General features: G+C 67.2%; 17 protein-coding genes. 9 read left to right on the forward strand and 8 right to left on the reverse strand.

Annotation, left to right across the window (positions count from 1 at the left end; genetic code table 11):
• Positions 1-26: 26 nt before the first annotated feature.
• The gene (locus tag J0I47_RS06410) at positions 27-968 is read left to right on the forward strand and encodes a polysaccharide deacetylase family protein (RefSeq protein ID WP_294045907.1); all 942 of its coding nucleotides are present in this window, start codon (positions 27-29) and stop codon (positions 966-968) included.
• Between the two features lie 57 nt (positions 969-1,025).
• Here J0I47_RS06410 and J0I47_RS06415 read toward each other — a convergent pair whose 3' ends face one another.
• Complete coding sequence (locus J0I47_RS06415) at positions 1,026-2,456, reverse strand: sugar porter family MFS transporter (RefSeq protein ID WP_294045661.1); 1,431 nt, start codon at positions 2,454-2,456, stop codon at positions 1,026-1,028.
• Between the two features lie 64 nt (positions 2,457-2,520).
• On the reverse strand, positions 2,521-3,543 hold the full coding sequence (locus tag J0I47_RS06420; protein WP_294045909.1) for a LacI family DNA-binding transcriptional regulator: 1,023 nt from the start codon (positions 3,541-3,543) through the stop codon (positions 2,521-2,523).
• Between the two features lie 244 nt (positions 3,544-3,787).
• Between J0I47_RS06420 and J0I47_RS06425 the strand changes: the two genes are divergently transcribed.
• From J0I47_RS06425 to J0I47_RS06440, 4 genes are read left to right on the forward strand one after another with little or no spacing between them, the layout of a single operon-like run.
• A complete protein-coding gene (locus tag J0I47_RS06425) occupies positions 3,788-4,840 on the forward strand; it encodes a glycoside hydrolase family 43 protein (protein WP_294045911.1) in 1,053 nt (350 codons plus the stop codon).
• Between the two features lie 7 nt (positions 4,841-4,847).
• Positions 4,848-6,302 (forward strand): xylulokinase, encoded by a 1,455-nt coding sequence (xylB, locus tag J0I47_RS06430; protein ID WP_294045662.1) that lies wholly within the window; start codon positions 4,848-4,850, stop codon positions 6,300-6,302.
• Positions 6,303-7,616: a xylose isomerase gene (xylA, locus tag J0I47_RS06435; protein ID WP_294045663.1), complete on the forward strand. Its 1,314-nt coding sequence runs from the start codon at positions 6,303-6,305 to the stop codon at positions 7,614-7,616. It begins immediately after the preceding gene.
• A gap of 40 nt (positions 7,617-7,656) precedes the next feature.
• Complete coding sequence (locus J0I47_RS06440; RefSeq protein ID WP_294045665.1) at positions 7,657-8,688, forward strand: oxidoreductase; 1,032 nt, start codon at positions 7,657-7,659, stop codon at positions 8,686-8,688.
• Between the two features lie 7 nt (positions 8,689-8,695).
• Here J0I47_RS06440 and J0I47_RS06445 read toward each other — a convergent pair whose 3' ends face one another.
• Positions 8,696-10,354 (reverse strand): glycoside hydrolase family 43 protein, encoded by a 1,659-nt coding sequence (locus J0I47_RS06445; protein ID WP_294045667.1) that lies wholly within the window; start codon positions 10,352-10,354, stop codon positions 8,696-8,698.
• A 292-nt stretch (positions 10,355-10,646) separates the two neighbouring features.
• Here J0I47_RS06445 and J0I47_RS06450 point away from each other — a divergent pair, with 292 nt between their 5' ends.
• Genes J0I47_RS06450 through J0I47_RS06460 form a run of 3 tightly spaced genes read left to right on the forward strand, consistent with a single transcriptional unit; the run spans position 10,647 to position 15,328 of the window.
• A complete protein-coding gene (locus J0I47_RS06450; protein WP_294045668.1) occupies positions 10,647-11,549 on the forward strand; it encodes a glycoside hydrolase family 5 protein in 903 nt (300 codons plus the stop codon).
• A 3-nt stretch (positions 11,550-11,552) separates the two neighbouring features.
• Positions 11,553-13,169: a DUF5597 domain-containing protein gene (locus J0I47_RS06455; RefSeq protein WP_294045669.1), complete on the forward strand. Its 1,617-nt coding sequence runs from the start codon at positions 11,553-11,555 to the stop codon at positions 13,167-13,169.
• Positions 13,170-13,213: 44 nt separating this feature from the next.
• Positions 13,214-15,328 carry an alpha-glucuronidase family glycosyl hydrolase gene (locus J0I47_RS06460; RefSeq protein ID WP_294045671.1) on the forward strand — a complete coding sequence of 705 codons (2,115 nt, stop codon included), beginning with the start codon at positions 13,214-13,216 and terminating at the stop codon, positions 15,326-15,328.
• A gap of 78 nt (positions 15,329-15,406) precedes the next feature.
• Here the strand turns inward: J0I47_RS06460 and J0I47_RS06465 are convergent, their stop codons facing one another.
• The 4 genes from J0I47_RS06465 to J0I47_RS06480 all read right to left on the reverse strand — a co-directional run bounded on the left by J0I47_RS06465 (position 15,407) and on the right by J0I47_RS06480 (position 21,014).
• The gene (locus J0I47_RS06465) at positions 15,407-17,725 is read right to left on the reverse strand and encodes an autotransporter domain-containing protein (protein WP_294045672.1); all 2,319 of its coding nucleotides are present in this window, start codon (positions 17,723-17,725) and stop codon (positions 15,407-15,409) included.
• Between the two features lie 226 nt (positions 17,726-17,951).
• Complete coding sequence (locus tag J0I47_RS06470; RefSeq protein ID WP_294045674.1) at positions 17,952-18,962, reverse strand: CaiB/BaiF CoA-transferase family protein; 1,011 nt, start codon at positions 18,960-18,962, stop codon at positions 17,952-17,954.
• A gap of 1 nt (position 18,963) precedes the next feature.
• Positions 18,964-19,746 carry an SDR family NAD(P)-dependent oxidoreductase gene (locus tag J0I47_RS06475; protein WP_294045676.1) on the reverse strand — a complete coding sequence of 261 codons (783 nt, stop codon included), beginning with the start codon at positions 19,744-19,746 and terminating at the stop codon, positions 18,964-18,966.
• A gap of 92 nt (positions 19,747-19,838) precedes the next feature.
• Positions 19,839-21,014, reverse strand: a complete 1,176-nt coding sequence (locus J0I47_RS06480) for an acetyl-CoA C-acetyltransferase (RefSeq protein WP_294045678.1) — start codon at positions 21,012-21,014, stop codon at positions 19,839-19,841.
• Positions 21,015-21,146: 132 nt separating this feature from the next.
• Here J0I47_RS06480 and J0I47_RS06485 point away from each other — a divergent pair, with 132 nt between their 5' ends.
• A complete protein-coding gene (locus tag J0I47_RS06485) occupies positions 21,147-23,240 on the forward strand; it encodes a malate synthase G (protein WP_294045680.1) in 2,094 nt (697 codons plus the stop codon).
• Between the two features lie 30 nt (positions 23,241-23,270).
• Here the strand turns inward: J0I47_RS06485 and J0I47_RS06490 are convergent, their stop codons facing one another.
• A complete protein-coding gene (locus J0I47_RS06490; RefSeq protein WP_294045682.1) occupies positions 23,271-23,594 on the reverse strand; it encodes a hypothetical protein in 324 nt (107 codons plus the stop codon).
• Positions 23,595-23,660: the final 66 nt, after the last annotated feature.

The following is a 23,660-nucleotide window of genomic DNA, read 5'->3' on the forward strand; positions in this document are numbered from 1 at the left end:
GATAGCGCTAACCGGGAGGGGTGAGCATGCGACGGTCACGGCAGGTTTTGGCGGCATTGTGCGGCGTGCTGTTGGCGCACAGCGAGGAAACGAGCGCATCGTCGCGCAAGCCGGCGCCCCAACCGCTTAGGCTGGCGATCACCTTCGACGACTTGCCGTTACACGGCCTGTTGCCGCCCGGCGCGACGCCGTTGAGCGTGATTTCGGCGATCATCGCCGCGTTGCGGTCGGCCGGTGCGCCGGCGACCTACGGTTTCGTCAATGCCGGCAATCCGGCGGACGGCCAGAACGACGCGGTCCTCAATGCCTGGCGCTCGGCCGGTTTCCCGCTCGGCAACCACGGCTGGAGCCACGCCAACCTCGCCCAGATCGACCCGGCGGCCGCCAGCGCCGAGATCACGCGCGGCGAGGCCGTCATCGCCGGCAAGATGGGCAGCCGGGACTGGCGCTGGTTCCGCTATCCGTTTCTGTCGGAGGGGCAGACGCCCGATCAGGTCGCGGCGCTGCGTGGCATGCTCGCCGCCGGGCGTTACAAGGTCGCCGCCGTCACGATGTCGTTCGGTGACTATGCCTGGAACGGCCCCTATGCCCGTTGCGTCGCCAGGAACGATACGGCCGCGATCGCGGCACTGGAGGCGCGCTACCTCGCCGCTGCCCGCGCTGAAGCCGACCGCGCACGATCGATGAGCCGGGCCGCGACCGGTCGCGATATCCCCTACGTCCTGCTGATGCATGTCGGCGCGTTCGACGCGCGGATGCTGCCGCGCTTGCTGGCGCTGTATCGCGAGATGGGCTTTCGGCTGGTCGGGTTGCCCGAGGCCGAGGCCGACTCGTTCTATGCCAATGCGCGCGACCTGACGCTGCCCGGCCCGAGCGCGACGCTGGAAAGCGCGCTCCGTGCCAAGGGGCTGCCGATCCCGGCAGCGGCCCCTGCTGCCGCCCTGCCCGGCCCGGAAGTCTGCGCCTGACACGAAAAAGGGACGCCGACTCGCGCCGACGCCCCCTTTCCTCCTGACGCAGGACGATCAGCCCTGCATCGCTTCCAGTTCCTTGCCCTTGGTCTCATGAATGAACTTCTGGACCAGGAAGAAGCTGATGAGCGCGCAGCCGCCATACAGGCTGTAGCTGACCGCCAGGCCCAGTCCGGCCGCCATGATCGGGAAGCTCTGCGCGATCAGATAGTTGGAGAACCACTGCGCGAACCCGCACACCGCGAGCGCCGATCCGCGGATCTGGTTGGGGAACATCTCGCCCAGCATCACCCACATCACCGGCCCCCAACTGACGTTGAAGAACACGACGTAGAGGTTGGCCGCGACCACCGCGACGATGCCCAGATCCTTCGACAGGACCAGCTTGCCGTCCGGGTCGAGCGTCCCGTGGCTGAAGGCGTAGACCATCACGAACAACGTGACGGTCATCCCGGCCGACCCGATCAGCAGTAACGGCTTGCGACCGATCCGGTCGATCACCGCGATGGTGATGAGGCAGGCACCGATCGACACGGCGCCCGATACGATGTTGATGAGCAGCGAGTCCGCCTCGCTGAACCCGGCGAGCTGCCACAACGTCGCGCCATAATAGAAAATGACGTTGATGCCGACGAGCTGCTGGAACACGGCCAGCAACAGCCCCGCCCAGACGATCGCCCGGATGCCGAGGAATCCGCGCCCGCCGGCCGGCGTCAGCACGTCGGCCAGGCGTGGACGGTGGTCGGCCGAAAAACTCGCGCGGATCTCGTCGAGCTTGGTGCGTGCGGCACTTTCTCCGAACAGGCGCGCGAGCACGCCCGCGGCTTCGTCATGCCGCCCCTTCGCCACCAGGTATCGCGGGCTCTCGGGAATGAACATCAACGCGATCAGGAAGACCGCGGCCGGGATCGCCTGCATCAGGTACATCCAGCGCCAAGCCTCGATTCCGCCCCAGAACGCGTTGGTCGAAACGCCGGCGGCCTTGGCCAGGAAGAAATTGATGACGAACGCGGCGGTCAGGCCGCTGATAATCATGATCTGCTGCACCGTGGTCATTCGCCCGCGGACGTTGGCGGGCGCCACTTCGGAGATATAAGCGGGCGACAGCACGCTCGCCGCGCCGACCGCGATCCCGCCGCAAATCCGCGCGAGCACGAAGAGCGGCTGGGCATGCGCAAAACCCTGGGTCAGCGCCCCGGCGAGGAACAGCACCGCGGCCAGCCGCATGACGTTGCGACGACCCATCGCATCGGCCAGCGTGCCGGCGAAGAACGCACCGATGAAGCATCCGATCAGCAGCGATCCGACCGTGAATCCCAGCCCGCCTTCGCTCAGATGGAATGCCGCTTTCAGGCCATCCTGCGTGCCGTTCACCGCGCCGCTGTCATAGCCGAACAGCAATCCGCCGATCGTCGCGACCGCGACGATCGAGGCGATGAACCCCATATTGGCGCCGCCGGGCGGCGCCGCTTGCGTATCCCTCATCAACCCTCTCCCACGCCACGCCTTTGTTGGCGTTAGCGCTAACAACCCCGCCCCGGCGCTGCTGTCAAGCGGGTCGCGCGGCCGGTCGGCGGCGGGGCGGAGCGTCCGACTGGCGCCGTACCAAGGTGAAATCGAGCAGGCGATGCTCGCGCTCCCCGGCGCCCGCGCCCGCGCGGATGGTTGTCACCAGCATCTCGATTGCGGCCCGTGCCATGTCGTCGATCGGCTGGTGGATCGTGGTGAGCTCGGGCCACGTCACCGTAGCCAGCGTCGTATCGTCGAACCCGCACACGGTCAGGTCGCCCGGCACATCGAGCCCCAATTTGTGCGCGACCGCAACGGTCGCCGCGCCCATGTCGTCGTTGCTGGCGAAGATCGCGGTCGGCGCATCCTCGCGATCGATCAGTTGCTCGGCCGCATCGAGGCCCGACCGGTATGTGAAGAGACCCGACGCGATCAGCGTTTCGTCGACCGGCAACCGTGAATCGCGCAACGCCGCCTTGTACCCGTCGAGCCGCAAGCTGCTCGCGGTATGCACCGGATCGCCGGTGATGAACCCGATGCGACGATGCCCGAGCGAGACGATGTGCTTCGTCATCGCATAGGCCGCCCCGCCCTCATCGATGTCGACCGCCAGCATTTCGGGCGCCGGCGCGCCGGATCCGATCAAGACGGTCGGGATGCCCTCCGCGATCAACAGGCGGCGAAGCTCCCGCGATTCGTTGAGCGGCGACGGTAGCAGGATGCCGTCGATACCGCCCTGGATCAGGTGACGCGCCGCGTCGAAGCCCTGATCGGCGACGTCGCAATGCTCGACGATCAGCTGTGCGTCGTGGCGTCGGGCCTGATCGAGCCCGCCCAGCAGGAAGGCGCTGAAATAACCGGCGCTGGGATTGCTGTAGAGCAGGCCGAGCCGGCATTGCTCCGCCCCCGCGAGCGCGCGCGCGGCGGAGTTCGGCGAATAATTGAGCTCGGCGATCGCGTCCTTCACGACATCGCGGGTCGCGGGGCGAACCTTGGCCTCCCCATTGATGACGCGCGAGACGGTCATCGGCGACACACCGGCGCGGCGCGCGACGTCGGCGATAGTGGGGGCGGAACGGACTCGACGGGGTGATTTCACGGCGCGCGTGGTCTCATGAAATTATGACGATGGCAATTGGTGCCCCCTGCACCGTCTCAAATCGCGACGGGCTTGCCCTTCCCTTTTGAAAAGGCTTAGGGTAGCGCTACCACAAAGATAAGGGAGGGGGAGTCGGATGGCGAAGGTTCGTGCCGGCTTGATCGGGGTTTCGACGCTGGCGGCCGTCATCGCGGTCGGCACCGGGCTGATGGCGCAGACGACCGCGCCGACGCGTGCCGTACCGAAGGCACCGAACGGGCGGCACTATCTGTCGCAACCATTGGTCACGTCGATCTATACGGCCGACCCGTCGGCACACGTCTTTGCCGGCAAGATCTACGTCTATCCCAGCCATGACGTGCCGACGACCATCGCCGACGACGATCTCGGCAACGAATATGCGATGCACGATTATCGCGTGCTGAGCATGGATCGCATCGGCGGCCCGGTCACGGTCGGCCCGGTGGCGCTCGACGTGAAGGACGTGCCCTGGGCCTCGCAACAGATGTGGGCACCCGATGCGGCCTATCGCAACGGCACCTATTATCTCTATTTCCCCGCCCGCGATAAGTCGAAGGACAAGAACGGCTTGGGCGCGTTCCGGATCGGCGTGGCGACCTCGAAGAGCCCGGTCGGTCCGTTCAAGGCCGAGCCGCAGCCGATCGCGGGCAGCTATTCGATGGATTCCGCGGTGTTCACCGACACCGATGGCAAGACCTATATGTATTTCGGCGGCATCTGGGGCGGCCAGCTCCAGCGCTGGCACGACGGGCGCTACGACCCCAATGGGAGCGATACCGACCTGCATCAGGACGACCGGCCGTCTTTGTCGGGCAAGGTCGTCCGGATGGGCGCCGATATGAAGAGCTTCGTGGAAACGCCGCGCGATGCGGTGATCCTCGATCCGGCGACCGGCAAGCCGGTGCTCGGCGGCGACCACGACAAGCGCTTCTTCGAGGCGTCGTGGATGTTCAAGCGCGGTGGCACCTATTACTACACCTATTCGACCGGCGACACGCACTTCCTTAATTACGCGACCGGGACCAATCCCTACGGCCCGTTCACCTATCGCGGGCACTTCCTGTTGCCGGTGCAGGGCTGGACGACGCACCATTCGATCATCGAATGGAACGGCAAGTGGTGGCTGTTCTACGCCGATACGCAGCTGTCGAACCGCAATCACCTGCGCAACGTGAAGGTCACCGAACTCCAATTCGCCCCGGACGGCAGCATCCGGACGATCGACCCGTTCGTCGACTGAGGCACGGATGTTCCTGGGCATCGACATCGGCACCTCCGGGGTGAAGGCGGTCGTGATCGACGAGCGCGGCAGCGTGGTCGATCAGCGAACCGCCGCGCTGACCGTGCAGCGCCCGCATCCGCTCTGGTCGGAGCAGGATCCGGACGCCTGGTGGAATGCGACCGACGCCGCGGTGCGCGCGATCGCGCCCGAGGTGCGCCGCACGGTGCGTGGGATCGGGCTCGCCGGGCAGATGCACGGCGCGACCCTGCTCGGCGGCGACGATCGCCCGCTCCGCCCCGCCATCCTGTGGAACGACGGCCGTAGCTTCGCCGAATGCGAGGAGCTGGAGCGCGACTGTCCCGACCTGCACGCAATTACCGGCAACCTGGCCATGCCCGGTTTCACCGCGCCCAAGCTGTTGTGGGTCCGCAAGCACGAGCCCGACATTTTCGCGCAGGTGCGGAGCGTGCTGCTGCCCAAGGACTATGTCCGGCTGCGCATGACTGGCGACAGGGCGTCGGACATGGCTGACAGCGCGGGGACCCTCTGGCTCGACGTCGCAGGGCGTCGGTGGAGCGATACGGTGCTCGCCGCATGCGGGCTGAGCGACGCGCAGATGCCGCGCCTGTTCGAAGGGTCGCAAGCGACAGGTACGCTGCGCCCCGAGATCGCCGAGGCATGGGGGATGGACCGCGTCCCGGTCGCGGCAGGCGGCGGCGACAATGCCGCGGGCGCGGTCGGCGTCGGCGTGGTCCGGGACGGCGATGCGCTGCTGTCGCTCGGCACGTCGGGCGTGATCTTCGTCGCGACGGCGGAGTTCCGGCCCAATCCCGGCCGCGCGGTGCACGCCTTCTGCCATTGTCTGCCCGATCTGTGGCACCAGATGTCGGTCCATCTGAGCGCCGCCGCATGTGTCGACTGGGTCGCCAGACTGACCGGAGCGAACGGGGCCGCCGAAATGTTCGAACGGGCAGAGCGATCGGGCATCGGACGCGGACCCGAACTCTTCCTCCCCTATCTGTCGGGTGAGCGCACGCCGCACAACGATCCGCTGGTCCGCGGCGCCTTCCTTCAGCTCGACAATGACAGCGACGCCGATCGGCTGTCCGCGGCGGTGCTGGAAGGTGTCGCGTTCGCGCTGGCGGACGGACTCGACACGCTGACCGATGCCGGCACGACGGTCGATCGGCTCGCGGTGATCGGCGGCGGTGCGCGGTCGGGCCATTGGGGCCGCATCCTCGCCGCCGCGCTCGAACGGCCGCTCGTCTACCTCCAGGGCGGCGAAGTCGGCCCCGCCCTCGGTGCCGCTCGCCTCGCCCAACTCGCGGTCGACGGCGGCGATCCGGCGGCAGTCTGCGCCGCCCCTCCGGTCGCGCGCATCGTCGAGCCGGAGCCGGCGCTCATCGACATCCTATCCACCAAGAAACGGCAATTCCGCGACGCCTATGCGCGGATCACGCCCAGACAGAAGGCAGCTTGAATGGCATCCGATTTCTTCGCCGACGTACCGACCGTCACCTACAAGGGGCCGGAAAGCGACGACGACCTCGCCTATCGCTGGTACGACAAGGATCGCGTCGTGCTGGGCAAGCGGATGGAGGACCATCTGCGTTTCGCGATCTGTTTCTGGCACACCTTCTGCTGGCCGGGCAGCGACGTGTTCGGCGCGGGCACGTTCAATCGTCCGTGGCATGCCGGCGCCAACGACGCAGCGGCCGCGACGGCCAAGCGCACGATCGCGTTCGACTTCTTCCGGAAGATGGACGTGCCCTTCTACTGCTTCCACGACGTCGACGTGATGGCCGACGCCAACGACGTCGCGAGCTTCCGCCGGTCGTTCGCCGACGCCGTGGACGATCTCGAACGGTTGCAGGCGACGCACGGCCGCAAGCTGCTGTGGGGCACCGCCAACCTGTTCAGCCATCCGCGCTATGCGGCCGGCGGCGCGACCAATCCCGACCCGGAGGTGTTCGCCTGGGGCGCGATGCAGGTTCGCGACGCGCTGGAGGCGACGCATCGCCTAGGTGGCGTGAACTACGTCCTGTGGGGCGGTCGTGAGGGATACGAGACGATCCTCAACACCGATCTGAAACAGGAACTCGACCAGCTCGGCCGCTTCCTCAGCCTGGTCGTCGAGCACAAGCACAAGATCGGCTTCACCGGCACGATCCTGATCGAGCCCAAGCCGCACGAGCCGACCAAGCATCAGTACGATTTCGACACCGCGACGGTGTACGGTTTCCTCAAACGCTACGGTCTCGAGAACGAGGTGCGCGTGAATATCGAGGCGAACCACGCGACCCTGTCCGGCCACACGTTCGAACACGAGATCGCGACGGCGGCGGCGCTCGGCATCTTCGGCTCGATCGACGCCAATCGCGGCGATCACCAGAACGGCTGGGACACCGATCAATTCCCCAACTCGGTCGAGGATCTGACGCTGGCGATGATCGAGATCGTGCGCGCGGGCGGCTTCACGACGGGCGGGTTCAATTTCGACGCCAAGGTGCGGCGGCAGAGCATGGACGCGATCGACCTGGTCCACGGCCATATCGGCGGGATCGACACGGTCGCGCGCGCGCTGTTGCGCGCGGCGGCGATCATCGAGGACGGGCGGCTCGATCGGTTCCGCGACGAGCGCTACGCCGGATGGCAGGGCGATGCGGGCCGGGCGATCATGGGCAACGACGCCAGCCTGGCGTCGATCGCCGACATGGCGGTCGCGCGCGATCTGGCGCCGCAACCGCGATCGGGGCGGCAGGAATGGCTGGAGAACCTCGTCAACCGCTTCTGATCGCGGCTAGACCTGTCGCGCGAAGCGACGGGAGGCTGGGATGAGCGTACGGGTCGGGCTGATCGGTTTCGGACTGGCGGGACGATCCTTCCACGCGCCACTGATCGATGCCGAGCCGCGCCTCGTTTTGACGGCCGTCGCTAGCTCTCGCGCCGATGCGGTCCTGGCATCGCATCCGGGCGTTCGGGTCCATCCGACCGCAGAGCGACTGATCGCCGATCCCGGAATCGAATTGGTCGTCATCGCGACGCCCAACGATCTGCACGCGCCGCTGGCCCGTGCTGCGTTGATGGCGGGGAAGCACGTCGTCGTCGACAAGCCGTTCGTGGTCGATCTGGCGGACGGAGCGGCGCTGATCGACCTGGCGAAACGGCAAGCGCGCATGCTGAGCGTATTCCACAACCGGCGCTGGGACGGCGACTTCCTGACCGTACGCAACTTGCTGGCCAGCGGCCGGCTGGGGGACGTACGGCTGGGCGAATTCTGTTGGGATCGCTTTCGCCCGACCATCAAGCCCGGCTGGCGCGAGGCGGGCGGCGATGGCGGCGGCGTGCTGGCGGATCTGGGGCCGCATCTGGTCGATCAGGCGCTGCAACTGTTCGGAAATCCGGACAACGTCGCCGGTGATATTCTGGTGCAACGCGACGACGCGCAGGTCGACGACTATTTCGCGCTCACGCTCGGGTACGGACGCTGCCGTGTACGGCTATGCGCGTCGACGCTGGTCGCATCGGCTCGCCCGCGGTTCGCGCTGCACGGCACGATGGGCAGCTTCGTCAAATACGGGATCGACCCGCAAGAGGCTGCGCTCCGGGCCGATGTTAGCGTGGTGTCGCCGGGGTTCGGCGAGGAGCAGCCCGGCAGCTTCGGCCGACTGACGGCGCCCGACGGCACGCAAACCCAGGTCCCGACCGAGCGCGGCGACTGGCGACGTTATTATGCCGGAGTCGCGGCGGCGATCCTCGACGGCACACCGCCGCCGGTCAGCGCGGAGGAGGCGCTGACCGGATTGCGCATTATCGATCTCGCGCGCCGGAGTGCTGTCGAAAACGGTCGCGCTTTGCCGTTCTGACGCAGGGCTATCGCGGCGAATAGGCATAGAGCCCGAAGCTCGCACCGACGAAGCCGCCGGCGCGTTTCGTGCTGAGCACGCCGCCGTCGGCGCCCGTAACCAGCGGCATCCACCGCCCCTTCTCGTCGGCGAAGGCGAAGTCGTAAGCGTCGCCGCGCGCGACGATGCGCAACCTCACCGAGCCCGTCGCAGGCGCCGGTGCGGAGGCGATCACGACGCCATCACGCGGGTCGCTGGCATCGGCGCGGCGGTCGACCTCGACCATCCGCCGGCCGCCGCGATTGACGATCCCGACGAAGTAATAATGTTCCTCGTTCTGATACGCGACCAACCCGGCCCGCGAACCCTCGACCGGCGCGGCGAAACGCACGATCGTCGATGCGGTGGCGTACGGATGCTGCTGACGACGCAGCAATGCGCTGGGCTGGCCGCGCGTTCCGATGGCGTCGGGTCGCGCCGCGATTTGCAACGCGCCGTCCGCCAGTCGCCACCATCGGTCGCTGGGGATGCGGATCGTCATCCAGTCGAGCGGCAGTCGGCTGCCCGTGAAATCGTCGTGCACCGTGAAATCGCCGCTGGTCGGGACCGGCGGCGGCGGCGTTGCCGGCAACGCCGGCCGTCGTATGACGGAGGGGATAGCCTGCCCCGGCGCGGTGATGATCGGCCAGCCATCGACCCAGCGGACGGGCAGCAGGAAGGTCTCGCGACCGGTATTGTATTCGTCGCCGCGATATGGGCGCACGGCGAGAAAGCTCGACCACCACTCGCCCGACGGCGTATCGACGATCGTCGCGTGACCGGCCGAGGTGACCGGATCGGGCCGACCGGGATCGAGGTCGCGCTGCGTCAGGATGGGCTTGGGAAACGCCGTCCACGGCCCCTCCGGCCGGTCGGCGCGATAGACGGTTTCCGAATGGCCCATTGCGGTGCCGCCCTCCGCCGCGATCAGATAATAGCGGCCGTCATGCGTAAAGAGCTTGGGCCCCTCCACCCAGATCGGCTTGGTCGCGATATCGACGCCGCCGTCGACGATCATCGTCGCCGCACCGCTGGTCTTGAGCGTCGCCAGGTCGAACCGCCGGATCCAGATCGCGCGATGCCCGTCATAGCGCGAGCCACCCTCCGGCGCATCGTTGTTGAGCAGCCACGCTTTCCCGTCCGGGGCGATGTAGAGCGACGGGTCGATGCCGCCGACATCCTTGATCCAGACCGGATCGGACCACGGCCCAGCCGGATTGCGCGCGGTAATGACGTAATTCCCGCCGCAATTGACGCAGGTGTTGACCAGGTAGAACAGCCCGGCGTGATAGGCGAGCGACGGTGCGAACACGCCCTCCGACAGGCCGATACCGCGAAAATCGAGCTGCCCCGGACGATCGATCGCATTGCCGATCTGGCTCCAGTGGATCAGGTCGCGGCTGTGGAAGACCGGCAATCCGGGAAAGTACCCGAACGTCGAGGTCACGAGATAGAAGTCGCCACCGACGCGCAGCAGACTGGGGTCGGGATAGAAGCCGTTGAGGATCGGGTTACGATAGTGATCGGGCCCGATCGGCGATTGCGGGGTCGCGCGATCCGTGCCGCGATAGTCGAACCAGCCGAAGCTGGCGATCGGACCGCCGAACGCGGGCGAGGATATCGCTACCATGACTGAAAGTGAAGCCATGCCGACTGTCCTGCGCCACATCATCGTCGCTCCCTCCTCCAGCGGGTTGAACGCCAATCAAGGCGATCGTCCAGCGAAGCCATTGCACTGGACGCTTATCGCAAAGCGCGCTTATGATGATAGCGATATCAGAACGGACTCGGGAGAGCGATCGATGGGCATGGTGAGATGGCTCGCATTGGCGTCGCTCGCACTGGCACCGATGCCGGCGATCGCTCAATCCGCCTCTCCGCAACCATCCGCCGCCCCCGACGCATGGCAAGCCGCCGCTCGTTTGCATCGCGGCGTCAACGTGTTGGGGTACGACCCGTTGTGGACCGACCCGGCCAAGGCCCGCTTCCAGCCGCGACACTTCACGATCATCCGCAAGGGCGGGTTCGATTTCGTGCGGATCGTGCTGCAATCGTTCAAGCACATGGACGCCCGCAACCGGCTCGATCGGCAATGGCTGGCGACGCTCGACCGGCTCGTCGCTCAGGCCGGCGCGGCGGGTCTGAGCGTCATCCTGGACGAGCACGACTTCAACTATTGCGCCGACGACGCGGCGATGTGCGAGACGAAGCTGATCGCCTTTTGGCAGCAGGTCGGCGCCCATTTCGCCAATGCGCCGGCCAACGTCCTGTTCGAGGTATTGAACGAACCGCACGGTGCGCTGAACGGCGAGCCGTGGAATGCACTGATCGCCAAGGTGGTGCCGGTGATCCGCGCGACCAATCCGCGGCGGACACTCATCATCGGCCCGTCGCACTGGAACAGCCTGGCCGACTTGCCGCTGCTCAAACTGCCGCCCGACGACCGCAACATCATCGTGACCGTGCATTATTACGAACCGTTCCGCTTCACTCATCAGGGCGCGCGATGGGCTGGCGATGTCGCGAACCTGCACGGCATCCCGCTCACGGCCGACGACGAGCGTCGGATCGTCGGTGACTTCGATACGGTCGCGGCATGGTCGAAAGCCAATGACCGGCCGGTCGAGCTCGGCGAGTTCGGCGCCTACGACCGCAGCGGCACGCCGATCGCCGACCGCGCCCGCTATGTCCGCGATGTCCGGCAAGCGGCGGAATCGCATGGCATGCCCTGGGCTTATTGGCAGTTCGACGGGGATTTCGTCGTATACGACATCGATCGCGACGCCTGGGTCGAGCCGATCCGCCGGGCGCTGATGATGCCGTCCGACCCGACGGGGAAGTGACCGATGCGCCGATGGAGTCACGCCTTGCTGGCGCTGTGCGCGATGACGACGAGCGTGATCGCGCGCGCCGACGACGTTCCCCGCATCGTGACCAAGGGCGACCGCCATGCCTTGCTGGTCGACGGCCAGCCGTTCCTGATGCTTGCCGCGCAGGCCAACAACTCGTCCAACTACCCCGCCGCATTGCCCGACGTCTGGCCGGTGATCGAGCGGATCGGCGCCAACACGCTCGAAATGCCGATCGCGTGGGAACAGATCGAACCCGAACGCGGCACATTCGATTTCGGCTTCGTCGATACGTTGCTGGCGGAGGCGCGCCGACGCAACCTGCACCTCGTGTTGCTATGGTTCGGCACGTGGAAGAACACGGCCTCCAATTACCAGCCCGCCTGGGTCAAGCTCGACACGCGTACCTATCCGCGCATGATCGACGCGAAGGGTGAGCGGCATTATGCGCCGACCCCCTTCGCCCCGGCGACGCTGGCGGCCGATCGCGCCGCCTTCGCTCGCCTGATCGCCCACCTTCGCGACGTCGACCGGCAGAATACCGTGCTGATGGTGCAGGCGGAGAACGAAGTCGGCAGCTATCGCCTCGCCCGCGATCATTCGCCGGCGGCCGAGCGGCTGTTTCAGGCCAAGGTGCCCGCCCCTCTCCTCGCCAAGCTCGGCAAGGCGACCGGCACCTGGACGCAAGTGTTCGGCCGCAATGCGGAGGTGGCGTTCCAGACCTGGTACGTCGCGCAATATGTCGATGCGGTCGCGGCGGCGGGCAAGGCGATCAAGCCGATCCCGATGTACGCCAACGCCGCGCTGACCGCGCACGCGACCGGGTGGCAGGATCCTGCGACCTATGCGGCCGGCGGTCCGGTGCCCGGCATGATCGACATCTGGAAGGCGGCGGCACCGCATATCGACGTGGTCGCGCCCGATATCTACCAATCGGACCAGGCCGAGTATCTCGGCTTCCTGACCGCCTACGACCGGCCCGACAATGCGCTGTTCGTGCCGGAAACCGGCAACGCCACCTCCTTCGCCCGTCACTTCTTCGCGGCGGTCGGGCGCGGGGCGATCGGATGGTCGCCGTTCGGTATGGATGCGACCGGATACGCCAATTTCCCGCTCGGCGCGCCGAAGCTCGACGACGCGACGCTGGAGGCGTTCGCCGCGAACTATCGCCTGTTCGCGCCGATGACTCGAATCTGGCCTACCCTGGCCCTCGACGGCAGGACGTGGGGTGTGGCGGAGCCCAACGACCCGGCGGCAAAGCATGCGCAAGTCATCGCGCTCGGCGCCGATTGGCGCGCCACCGTCACCTTCGGCCGCCCGCAATTCGGCTTCGACGCGCCGGTCGGCAACGACCCGCTGACCGGCGGCGCGGTGATCGCGCAGCTCGAGCCCAACACCTTCCTCGTATCCGGCATCCGGTCGCGGGTCGCGTTCGACCATGTCGGGAACGGCAAACCGGACGATTGGGTGCTCGTCCGCGCCGAGCAGGGGCATTACGACCCGGCCGGCCAGTGGCAGTTCGAGCGCGTCTGGAACGGGGATCAGGTCGATTACGGCTTCAACTTCGGCACGCGTCCGGTGTGGCTGCGCGTGACGTTCGCCAAGCTTTCCTGACGTTGCGGTCGCGCGCGATACGGTGGCCGAAGCGCATCGCGATCTTGACTGCGATAGCGCTGGGGCTGGTCGGCACACAGCCGGCATCGGCGGAAGACGGCTATGACCTCTGGCTGCGCTATGGCCCCCTGCCCCCCGCGATGGCGACCGGTGCCAGGGCGACCGGCATCGTCGTCGAGGGCGATGGCGCGACGCTCGATGCGGCGGCGAAGGAATTGTCGCGCGGCCTGTCGGGTCTCGGCGCCACGCGCGTTCCGATCGCGACGACGATCCGCGACGACAGCATCGTGCTGGCGATCGCCGCGCGGCACGACCTTCCTGGCTTGGGCGACGAGGGATATCGAATCGAACCCGCGACCCGCCGGGGGCGGCACGTGCTGCTCATCACCGCCAATCGCGATCGCGGGGTGTTGTACGGCGCCTTTGCGTTGCTGCGCTGGGTGCAGACCGGACATCGGCTCGCCGACGCGCGCTTGGCCTCGGCACCGCGCGTCAAGCTCCGCGTGCTCGACCATTGGGACAATCTCGATGGCAGCGTCGAGCGTGGCTATGCCGGCGCGTCGCTGTGGGATTGGTGGACGCTGCCCGATTACGCCGACCCGCGCTACACCGACTATGCCCGCGCCGATGCGTCGGTCGGCATCAACGGCGTCGTGCTCAACAACGTCAACGCCACCGCGGACAGCCTGACGGCGGCCTATATCGCGAAGGCCGCCGCGCTTGCCGACATCTTCCGGCCATGGGGCATTCGCGTCTTCCTGTCCGCTCGCTTCTCCGCGCCGATCGAACTCGACCACCTGCGCACCGCCGATCCGCTCGATCCCGCCGTCGCGGCGTGGTGGCGACGCAAGGCCGACGAAATCTATCGCGCGATCCCCGATTTCGGCGGCTTCCTGGTCAAGGCCAATTCCGAAGGCCAGCCCGGGCCGCAGGATTATCATCGCAGCCATGCCGACGGCGCGAACATGCTCGCGGCGGCGCTGGCCCCTCATGGCGGCGTCGTCATGTGGCGCGCCTTCGTCTACGCCGCGCCGAACGGCGAGGATCGCGCCAAGCAGGCGTATGACGATTTCCATCCGCTCGACGGCCGCTTCGCGCCCAATGTGCTGGTCCAGGTCAAGAACGGTCCGATCGACTTCCAGCCGCGCGAACCGTTCCACCCGCTGTTCGGCGCGATGCCGAAGACGCCGCTGATGATCGAGTTCCAGATCACGAAGGAATATCTCGGGTTCGCGACGCACCTCGTCTATCTCGGCCCCTTGTTCGAGGAAACGCTGGCCAGCGACACGTTCGCGCGCGGCCGGGGATCGACCGTCGCCCGCGTGATCGACGGCAGCCTCGATCGCCACGCGTTGACGGGCATGGCGGGCGTCGCCAATGTCGGTCGCGACCGCGACTGGTCGGGCTCGACGTTCAATCAGGCCAATTGGTATGCGTTCGGTCGCTTCGCCTGGGACCCGTCCGCATCGGCTGAGGCGGTCGCCCGCGAATGGGCGGCCATGACCTTCGCGCCCGATCCGCGCATCGTCGATCCGGTCGTGGCGATGATGATGGGATCGCGGGAAGCGGCGGTCGATTACATGACGCCGCTCGGCCTCGCGCACCAGATGGCGACCGACAGCCATTACGGCCCGGCGCCGTGGGTCGCCGATCTGGCGCGGCCGGAATGGAACCCGGCCTATTACAACCGGGCCCGCGCCGACGGCATCGGCTTCGACAGGACGGCCGGCGGAAGCGACGCGATCGCGCAATATTCGCCCGAGATCGCGCGTCGTCTGGCCGATCCCGCCACGACGCCGGATCGCGAGCTGTTATGGTTCCACCATCTGCCCTGGAACTACCGCCTGTCCTCCGGTCAGTCGCTCTGGCAGGAGATTGTCGCACACTACGATCGAGGAGTGGGATCCGTCGTGGGAATGCGCCGCTCCTGGGCGACGCTGACGCTCCTGATCGACGCCGAACGCTTCGCCAAGACGGCGACGTTCCTGGCGATCCAGGAGCGCGAAGCACGCTGGTGGCGCGACGCCAGCATCGCCTACTGGATGTCGCTCAACCACCTCCCCCTGCCGGCCGGCGCCGCTGCTCCGGCCCACGACCTCGCCTGGTACCAATCCCAACACGCCACCCACGCACCGGGAACGCCGAAGACGTCGAACTGAGGATGGCCGACCTGCTTGCCGGGCTGACGCGAATGGCTGCGCGACTCTTTCGCGCAGCCATCCGTCGTCCGGTCACGATCAGAACTGCGCGCGGACGCCCGCCATCAGGCCGTGCGCCTTCAGGTCACTGCGGTATGTGCCCTGATACCCGAGGTAGAAACCGAGGCCGTCGTCCACCAGCAGCTGCACGCCGGCGTCGAGGTCCGCTTCGGACGATGCCGCGGGCAGGCCGGCCACGGTGAACGCGGTCGTCGTGTCGCCGTCGAGATAGGCGGTGACGTTGCTCTGCGGATTGCCGTCCAGCCGCGAGCGGTACATGCCCTTCAGGTATGGACGGAACCGGCCCTGGGTCTTGGCGATCGAGAAACCAGCGAGCAGGTCGGTGCGGTTGGCGTTGATCCGCTGCACCGTCAGCGTGTCCGGCGTCGCGCTCGTCTCGGTGAACTGGCGGATCGCGCCATGGTCGAACTGTACGCCGGCGAACGGCGTCAGCTTGTAGTCGCCGACCGGCAACGCCGCGCCGATCCGCACGGTGCCGGACACGAGATAGTCGTACGCCGTCCCGGTCGCGGTGTCGGTCGCCGTCGCGCTGGTGGTCGTCGTCCCCGTGGTCGACGTCGTCGTGGTCGTTCCCAGCACGGCCGACCGCGTCGCCGACATGTGCCCGAACTGATAGCTCGCGATTGCGTCGATGAAGACCGGGCCGGCATGATACGATCCGTAGGCAGCGACCTGGGTCGCGCCGTTGTGCCCGGTCAGGTTGCCGCCATTGTAGCGAAGCTTGTCGTACGAATAGCCGATCGCGGCGCCCATTGTGAAGTTGCGCGCGATCGCGTCGTAACCGCCGCCGAACGAGGTGCCGGTCTGGCGGCTGCCGGTCGCCGGCGCGCTGCCGGCCAGCTGTGCCGCGCCCTGCAGCCAGAAACCGGGGTGCCAGCCGCCATCGTCGTCGTACAACTGGTAATGATCGTCCATCCGCTGGCTGATCTGGCGATGGAACAGGTTGGTCTGGTCGCGCATCGCGCCGGCATAAGCGAGATATCCGGCCGGGCTCAGGTCGCCGAAATAGGTCGCCGCGTCCGCCGCGCTCAGGAAGTCGATCTTGCCGACCAACGCCGCGACCGGCGACGTCGGCGTCGTGCTGGCGGTCGCGACGAGCGGCTGGAACCCGGTCGCGGCGGCCAGCTGGACCGCAGTGGCGGTCGGCGCCAGCACGGACGCATAGGTACCGTTGCGCTGCACCGTCAGCTGGTACGCCTGCTGCCCGTTCGACAGCGTGACGACGCCCGACGGTACGAAGCTGATGAACCGCAACGTCGTGCCGTTGACCGTGGCGAAGTTGCCGGTCACCCCGCCATCGGCGACGACGACGTTGTAGGTCGATCCGGTCGGGTAGAAGCCCGCGCTCGGCGTGACGTTCAGCGTGCCGCCCAGGCTGGCGGTCGCGCCGGTGCCGGCGGCATAGATCTGGCCATAGGTGGCGCCTGCCACCGCGACCCCGGCCGATGGCGCCAGGATCGACACGTTGAGCATGCCGCTCGATCCCTGGCTGAACCCACCGTTGACGACCAGCGTCGTCGCCGACGTCGCCGTGCCGATCGTCAGCGTGCCGTTATTGGTAAAGCTGGTGCCTGGTGACAGCAAGGTTCCGATCCGGCTGAGACCGTTGAGGGTCATCGTGCCGTTATTGGTGACGGTGGTGACGTCGCCGGTCGTGATGGTGCCGGTGAAAGTACCCGCCGCCTCGTTCAGGATCGAGACCGATCCCAATGTCGCGACCTGGTTGATCGAGCCGTTGAACAAGCCGGCATTGTCGACCTGCGTGTTACCGCTCGAATTCACGGCGCCGGTGAAGCCGAACGAGGTGTTGCGATTGGTGAAGGTTGCGACGTCGTTGCCGAGGTTGAGCCCGTACTGGATGTTGCCGGTCACCGCCGCCGTCGCGCTCGCCAGGTTCAGGAAGGTACCGCCGCGCCCGAACTGGACGGCGTTGGTCCCGGACGCGGCGGTCAGGACGGCGCCGTTGGTCACCGACGCGTGATCGCCGAGCACGATGCCCGCCGACCCGGCGCTCGCATTGGTCGAGGTGATCGTGCCGAGATTGTTGACGACGCTCGCATCGCCCGCCTGCAATGCGGCGCTGCCCGCGCTCGCCGTGATCGTGCCGTTGTTCGCGACCGTGGCGGACGGACCCAGGATGACGGGACCGGTGACCGACGATCCGGTCGCGGTGGTCAGCGTGACGCCGGTGTTGGAATTCTGGTAGCCGGTGCTGACCGTGCCGCTGCAATTGACGTTGGTGTTGGTCGAATCCGCGACGCATTGCGCCGCCGCCGGGCTGGCGACGCTCAAGGACGCCACGCCGATCGCGATCAGCGAGACGGAACGGGGAGACAACGTGCTCGGGAGGGAGCGCACTGGGTTGATCGGCATGCAATGTTCTCTTCGTCTGGATCGCGGCAGCGGGGGGCAACGGCCGCGTGGGAAAAAGCGCCGGTTTCCGGCAGCCAGACGAGTGCCGGGCGTCGCTTACAGCCACCTTACGGCGACGAGCGAGCGAGATTTTGCCGAGACGAACGAGCGATTTGCGATGATCGGCGCGGTTGCCGTGTGGGCAGGCCAGCTATCCCGAAAAACGCGGCGCCGGTGCCGGCTGTCTTATCCCGTCTCGTTCGACGAAGGTATTGCGCGCGGCGTTGTGCGGGTGAGCCGCGGCTTCGTCCATCGACAGGACGGGGGCGAAGCAGACGTCCGAGCCTTCCATCAGCGCGCACCATTCGTAGCGAGTCCTGCTGCGGAAGACTTGGGTCAGGCGCTCGCGCATCGCCGGCCAGCGCGCGCGGTCGTGCTGCGCGTCGAACAGCGGATCGTCGGTCAGCTCCAGCTTTTCGCGCAGGAGCGCGTAGAATTGCGGTTCGAGCGAACCGATCGCGACGTAGCCGCCATCCATCGTCTCATACGTGTCGTAGAACGGCGCCCCGCCGTCGAGCAGGTTCACGCCGCGCTCGTCGCGCCACAGCCCGGTCGCGCGAAAGCCCCACATCATCGCCATCAACAGCGCCGACCCGTCGGTCATCGCGCAGTCGATCACTTGGCCGCCCGCGCCGTTCTTCACCGCCAGCAACCCCGCGACCATCCCGAACGCCAGCATCATCGCGCCGCCGCCGAAATCGCCGACCAGATTGATCGGCGGCACCGGTCTCTCGCCCGCTCGCCCGATCCCGCCGAGCACACCGGACAGCGCGATATAATTGATGTCGTGCCCCGCCGCCTGGGCATAGGGTCCGTCCTGCCCCCATCCGGTCATGCGACCGATCACCAGCTTCGGGTTGTCCGCCAGCAAGATGTCCGGCCCGATCCCCAGCCGCTCGATCACGCCGGGCCGGAATCCCTCGATCAATCCGTCCACCGTCTTCACCACCTCGCGCAGCCTCGCGATGTCGTCGGGCGACTTGAGGTCGAGGTTCATCGCCGTCCGCCCGCGCAGCAACGGATCGCGCGAGTCGAGCTTCACGCCGGGCCGATCGATGCGGATCACCTCCGCTCCGTGATCGGCCAGCATCATGCCGCAGAACGGCGCCGGCCCGATCCCGGCGAGTTCGACGATGCGAAGACCGGCGAGCGGGCCGGGCATGTCAGCGCGGCGCCATCCGGATCGCACCATCGAGGCGGACGTCCTCGCCGTTGAAATAGCCGTTCTCGATCATCGTCAGCGCGAGCGCGGCATATTCGGGCGGGTTGCCGAGTCGCTTCGGGAACGGCACCGACGCCGCCAGCGCGTCCTTCACGTTCTGTGGCGCACCCTGCATCAGCGGCGTCTCGAAAATGCCGGGCAGGATCGTGTTGATGCGGATACCCTCACCCATCAGGTCGCGCGCGATCGGCAGCGTCATGCCGACCACCCCGCCCTTCGACGCCGAATAGGCCGCCTGACCGATCTGGCCGTCCTCGGCGGCGACCGAGGCGGTCATGACCATCGCGCCGCGCTCGCCATCCTCCTGCGGATCGAGCGTCAGCATGCCAGCCGCCGACTTGGCGACGCAACGGAACGTGCCGATCAGGTTGATCTGGATGAGCCAGTCGAACGCCTGGAGGCTGAAATGCTTGATGCTGCCGTCTTCCTTCGATCGGCTGGCGGTCTTCATCGCATTGCCGGTGCCGGCGCAGCAGACTAGCACGCGCTCCTGGCCATGCGCGGCGCGGGCCTTGGCGAAGCCGGCATCGACGCTGTCGTCGCTGGTCACGTTGACTTCGCAGAACACGCCGCCGATCTCCGCCGCCAGCGCCTCGCCCTTCTCCGCCTGCAAGTCGAAGATCGCGACCTTGACGCCCTTTGCCGCCAGCGCCCGCGCCGTCGCGGCGCCGAGGCCGGAAGCACCGCCGGTGACGACCGCCGCGACCGAATTGTCAAGTTTCATTCTATCCTCCCGTCGCCCCCGCGGAGGCCGGGGCACCTATGTCAGTTATTCTAGTCGCCAGCGGCCCCGGACTCCGCCGGGGCGACGGCAAATCACAACCGTTCGACGATCGTCACATTGGCGATGCCGCCGCCCTCGCACATCGTCTGCAACCCGTAGCGCTTCCCGCGCGCCTTCAGCGCATGCAGCAAGGTCGTCATCAGCTTCGTGCCCGATGCCCCCAGCGGATGACCGAGCGCGATCGCGCCGCCATTGACGTTGAGCTTCGCATGGTCGCCGCCGATCACGCGCAACCACGCGAGCGGCACCGGCGCGAACGCCTCGTTGACTTCGTACAGGTCGATATCCTCGATCCGCATTCCGGCCCGCTGCAACGCGCGCTGCGTAGCCGGCAGCGGCTCCTCCAGCATGATGACCGGGTCGCCCGCCGTCACCGTCAGATTGTGGATTCGCGCGAGCGGTGTCAGGCCGTGCTGCTTCAACGCGCGTTCGCTGACGATCATCACGCCCGATGCGCCATCGCAGATCTGGCTGGCGGACGCCGCGGTCAGCACGCTGCCCTCGCCCAGCGGCTTCACGCCCGCCATCGATTCGGGCGTCGCGTCGTAGCGGATGCCCTCGTCATGGATGTGGCGGACGGTGTTGCCCTCCTCATTCACGATCTCGATCGGCACGATCTCGGCATCGAACGCGCCGGCCTGCGTGGCGGCGGCGGCGCGCTTGTGGCTTTCGAGCGAATAGGCGTCGAGCTCCTCGCGGCTGAATCCGTACTTCTCCGCGATCATCGCCGCGCCGGTGAACTGGCTGAAGCCCTGCACGCCGTAGCGGTCCTTGATCCGTTGCGACCAGGGACCGATGCCGATGCCGAGCTGCGCGGGCGCGGAACTGGCGAGGCCCATCGGCACGCGAGTCATGCTCTCGACCCCCGCCGCGATCACGATATCCTGCGTGCCCGACATCACCGCCTGCGCCGCGAACTGGATCGCCTGTTGCGAGCTGCCGCACTGGCGGTCGATCGATACGGCGGGCACGCTGTCGGGCAGGGACGACGCCATGACGGCGCTGCGTCCGATATGCGCGGATTGCTCGCCGGCCTGCATCACGCAGCCCATGATGACGTCCTCGACCGCCGCCGGATCGACCCCGGCGCGCGCGACCACCGCGTCGAGCACCTGGCCCGCCAGATCGGCCGGATGCCAGTCCTTCAGCTTGCCGCCGCGCCGCCCGCCGGCGGTGCGCCCCGCCGACACGATATATGCCTCCGCCATCCTTCTCTCCTCGATTTGGGTTGCAGATAGCCACCGACCTGACGCGCCCGCAAGCGAATTTCCGGGCTGGACGGCGTGGCCCGGCGGTGTATTGGCACGGCTCCTCCCCCTCCATGCTGAACGGAGTTGCGCATGCCCGGAGGTTCCCTGATTGATCGCCACGGCTTGCAGGTTGCAAGCGAGCTCGCCGACTTCATCGAAACGCAAGCGCTACCCGGCACGGGCATCGCACAGGATGATTTCTGGGCTGGCGCCGCCGCGATCTTCGCGCGGTTCGCGCCCCGGAATGCCGACCTGCTGGCGACGCGCGACCGGATGCAGGCGGAGATCGACGGCTGGCTCGCGCAGCGGGCCGGGCTGCCGATCGATCAGGCGGAGTATCAGGCGTTCCTGCGCTCGATCGGGTATCTGGTGGACGAACCCGCGCCGTTCCAGGTCACCACGACCGGTGTCGATCCGGAGATCGCGAGCACCGCTGGGCCGCAGTTGGTCGTCCCCGTGCTCAACGCTCGCTTCGCGCTCAACGCCGCCAATGCGCGCTGGGGGAGCCTGTACGACGCGCTGTACGGCACCGATGCGATTCCGGGTGCGGCGAAACCTGGCGTTTACGACGCGGAACGCGGTGCGCAGGTGATTGCTTGGGCGAAGGCGTTTCTTGATACCGCGGTGCCGCTGGCGGAAGGTAGCTGGGCCGATCTGCGCGGCGAGCCAATACTGGCTGACCCATCGATTCTCGTCGGCCGTTCGGGCGATAATTATCTGTTCGAACACAATGGTCTGCACATCGAAGTCGTGATCGATCGCGAACATCCGATCGGCCGCGACGATCCCTCCGGGATCGCCGACGTCATCCTCGAAAGCGCGATCACGACCATCGTCGATCTCGAGGATTCGGTCGCGGCGGTCGATGCCGCGGACAAGGTCGCAGCCTATGCCAATTGGCTCGGGCTGATGCGGGGCGATCTGAGCGACACGTTCGATAAGGGCGGCCAGTCGCTGACGCGCAAGCTGAACGAGGATCGCCGGTACACGAAGCCCGATGGCACCACCCTCACCCTCCCCGGCCGCGCGTTGCTGTTCGTGCGCAACGTCGGCCACCTGATGACCACGCCCGCCGTCCGCCTCGCCGATGGTGGCGAAGCGCCGGAGGGCATCCTCGACGCGATCGTCACCAGCCTGATCGGGCTGCACGACATCAATGGGCCAAAGCGCAACAGCCGCGCCGGTTCGATCTACATCGTCAAGCCGAAGATGCACGGCCCCGCCGAGGCCGCCTTCACCAACGACCTGTTCGACGCGGTCGAGGACCTGCTCGGGCTCCCTCGCCACACGATCAAGGTCGGGGTGATGGACGAGGAGCGCCGCACCTCGGCCAACCTCGCCGCGTGCATCCATGCGGTGAAGCACCGCATCGTCTTCATCAACACCGGCTTCCTCGACCGCACCGGCGACGAGATCCATACCTCGATGCAGGCCGGGCCGATGGTGCCCAAGGGCGAGATGAAGACCAGCGCCTGGATCACGGCGTACGAGAACCGCAACGTCCGGATCGGACTGGCCTGCGGGCTGGCCGGCAAGGCGCAGATTGGCAAGGGGATGTGGGCGGCGCCCGACCGCATGGCCGATATGCTCGACCAGAAGATCGCCCATCCGATGACCGGCGCGACCACCGCCTGGGTACCCTCGCAGACCGCCGCGACACTGCACGCGACGCATTACCACCGGGTCGACGTGGCCGCGCGACAGGCGGAGCGTGCCAAGGAGCCGGTCGCCGGCCTGGACGACCTGCTCACCGTTCCGCTCGCGCTGGGGCGCAACTGGACGCCCGACACGGTCCGCGCCGAGCTCGACAACAATGCGCAGGGCATCCTGGGCTATGTCGTGCGCTGGGTCGACAAGGGCGTCGGCTGCTCAAAGGTGCCCGACATCCACGACATCGGCCTGATGGAGGATCGCGCGACGCTGCGCATCTCCAGCCAGGCGCTCGCCAACTGGCTGCTCCACGGCGTCTGCACCGCGGAGGAGATCGAGGCGGCATTCGGTCGCATGGCCGCCAAGGTGGATGCGCAAAACGCCGGCGACCCGGCATATCGATCGCTCGTCGCTAACCCGACCGGCCCCGCTTATCGCGCCGCCCGCGCGCTCGTGTTCGAGGGCACGGTGCAGCCCAACGGCTATACCGAGCCGCTGCTCCACGCCTTCCGCGCGGAGGCCAAGGGTCGCTAGCGCCTCTGCCGCGGCAGAGGTGCCAGGACGCTACGTGCCGGTGACGCTGCCGCCACGGCAGACGTTGACGTTGTTGGTTTCCTGCTCGGTGCCGTCGCTGAACTTGATCCGCACGTCGTACAGGCAGTAATCGCTCGCCGGCACGGTGAAGGACGATCGCGAGCTCGGCCCGATCGGGTATTTCAGGTCCATTTCCTGAAACGCCTTGCCGCTGCCCGATTGCGCGTACCACAGTTTGACAATGGCTGCCTTGCCGTTGGTGTTCGACACGGTGAAGCCGCGATCCGCGGCCATGGCCGGCGCGGCGACTGCGGTGGTGAGCACCAGAGCGGAAACGATCGAACGCAACATCATGCCCCTCCTTCAGGGCGGTGGTTTCAGGAGGCGAGATAGGGTCCGAACCCGGCGAATTGAAGGCGG

The organism is Sphingomonas sp. (assembly GCF_017304635.1).
Classification (GTDB): domain Bacteria; phylum Pseudomonadota; class Alphaproteobacteria; order Sphingomonadales; family Sphingomonadaceae; genus Sphingomonas.

Coding starts and splice junctions, on each gene's coding strand:
- J0I47_RS06410 (WP_294045907.1), top strand. CDS start 27: ATGCGACGGTCACGGCAGGTTTTGGCGGCATTGTGCGGCGTGCTGTTG.
- J0I47_RS06415 (WP_294045661.1), bottom strand. CDS start 2,456: ATGAGGGATACGCAAGCGGCGCCGCCCGGCGGCGCCAATATGGGGTTC.
- J0I47_RS06425 (WP_294045911.1), top strand. CDS start 3,788: ATGGCGCAGACGACCGCGCCGACGCGTGCCGTACCGAAGGCACCGAAC.
- xylB (WP_294045662.1), top strand. CDS start 4,848: ATGTTCCTGGGCATCGACATCGGCACCTCCGGGGTGAAGGCGGTCGTG.
- xylA (WP_294045663.1), top strand. CDS start 6,303: ATGGCATCCGATTTCTTCGCCGACGTACCGACCGTCACCTACAAGGGG.
- J0I47_RS06440 (WP_294045665.1), top strand. CDS start 7,657: ATGAGCGTACGGGTCGGGCTGATCGGTTTCGGACTGGCGGGACGATCC.
- J0I47_RS06445 (WP_294045667.1), bottom strand. CDS start 10,354: ATGGCTTCACTTTCAGTCATGGTAGCGATATCCTCGCCCGCGTTCGGC.
- J0I47_RS06455 (WP_294045669.1), top strand. CDS start 11,553: ATGCGCCGATGGAGTCACGCCTTGCTGGCGCTGTGCGCGATGACGACG.
- J0I47_RS06470 (WP_294045674.1), bottom strand. CDS start 18,962: ATGCCCGGCCCGCTCGCCGGTCTTCGCATCGTCGAACTCGCCGGGATC.
- J0I47_RS06475 (WP_294045676.1), bottom strand. CDS start 19,746: ATGAAACTTGACAATTCGGTCGCGGCGGTCGTCACCGGCGGTGCTTCC.
- J0I47_RS06480 (WP_294045678.1), bottom strand. CDS start 21,014: ATGGCGGAGGCATATATCGTGTCGGCGGGGCGCACCGCCGGCGGGCGG.
- J0I47_RS06485 (WP_294045680.1), top strand. CDS start 21,147: ATGCCCGGAGGTTCCCTGATTGATCGCCACGGCTTGCAGGTTGCAAGC.
- J0I47_RS06490 (WP_294045682.1), bottom strand. CDS start 23,594: ATGATGTTGCGTTCGATCGTTTCCGCTCTGGTGCTCACCACCGCAGTC.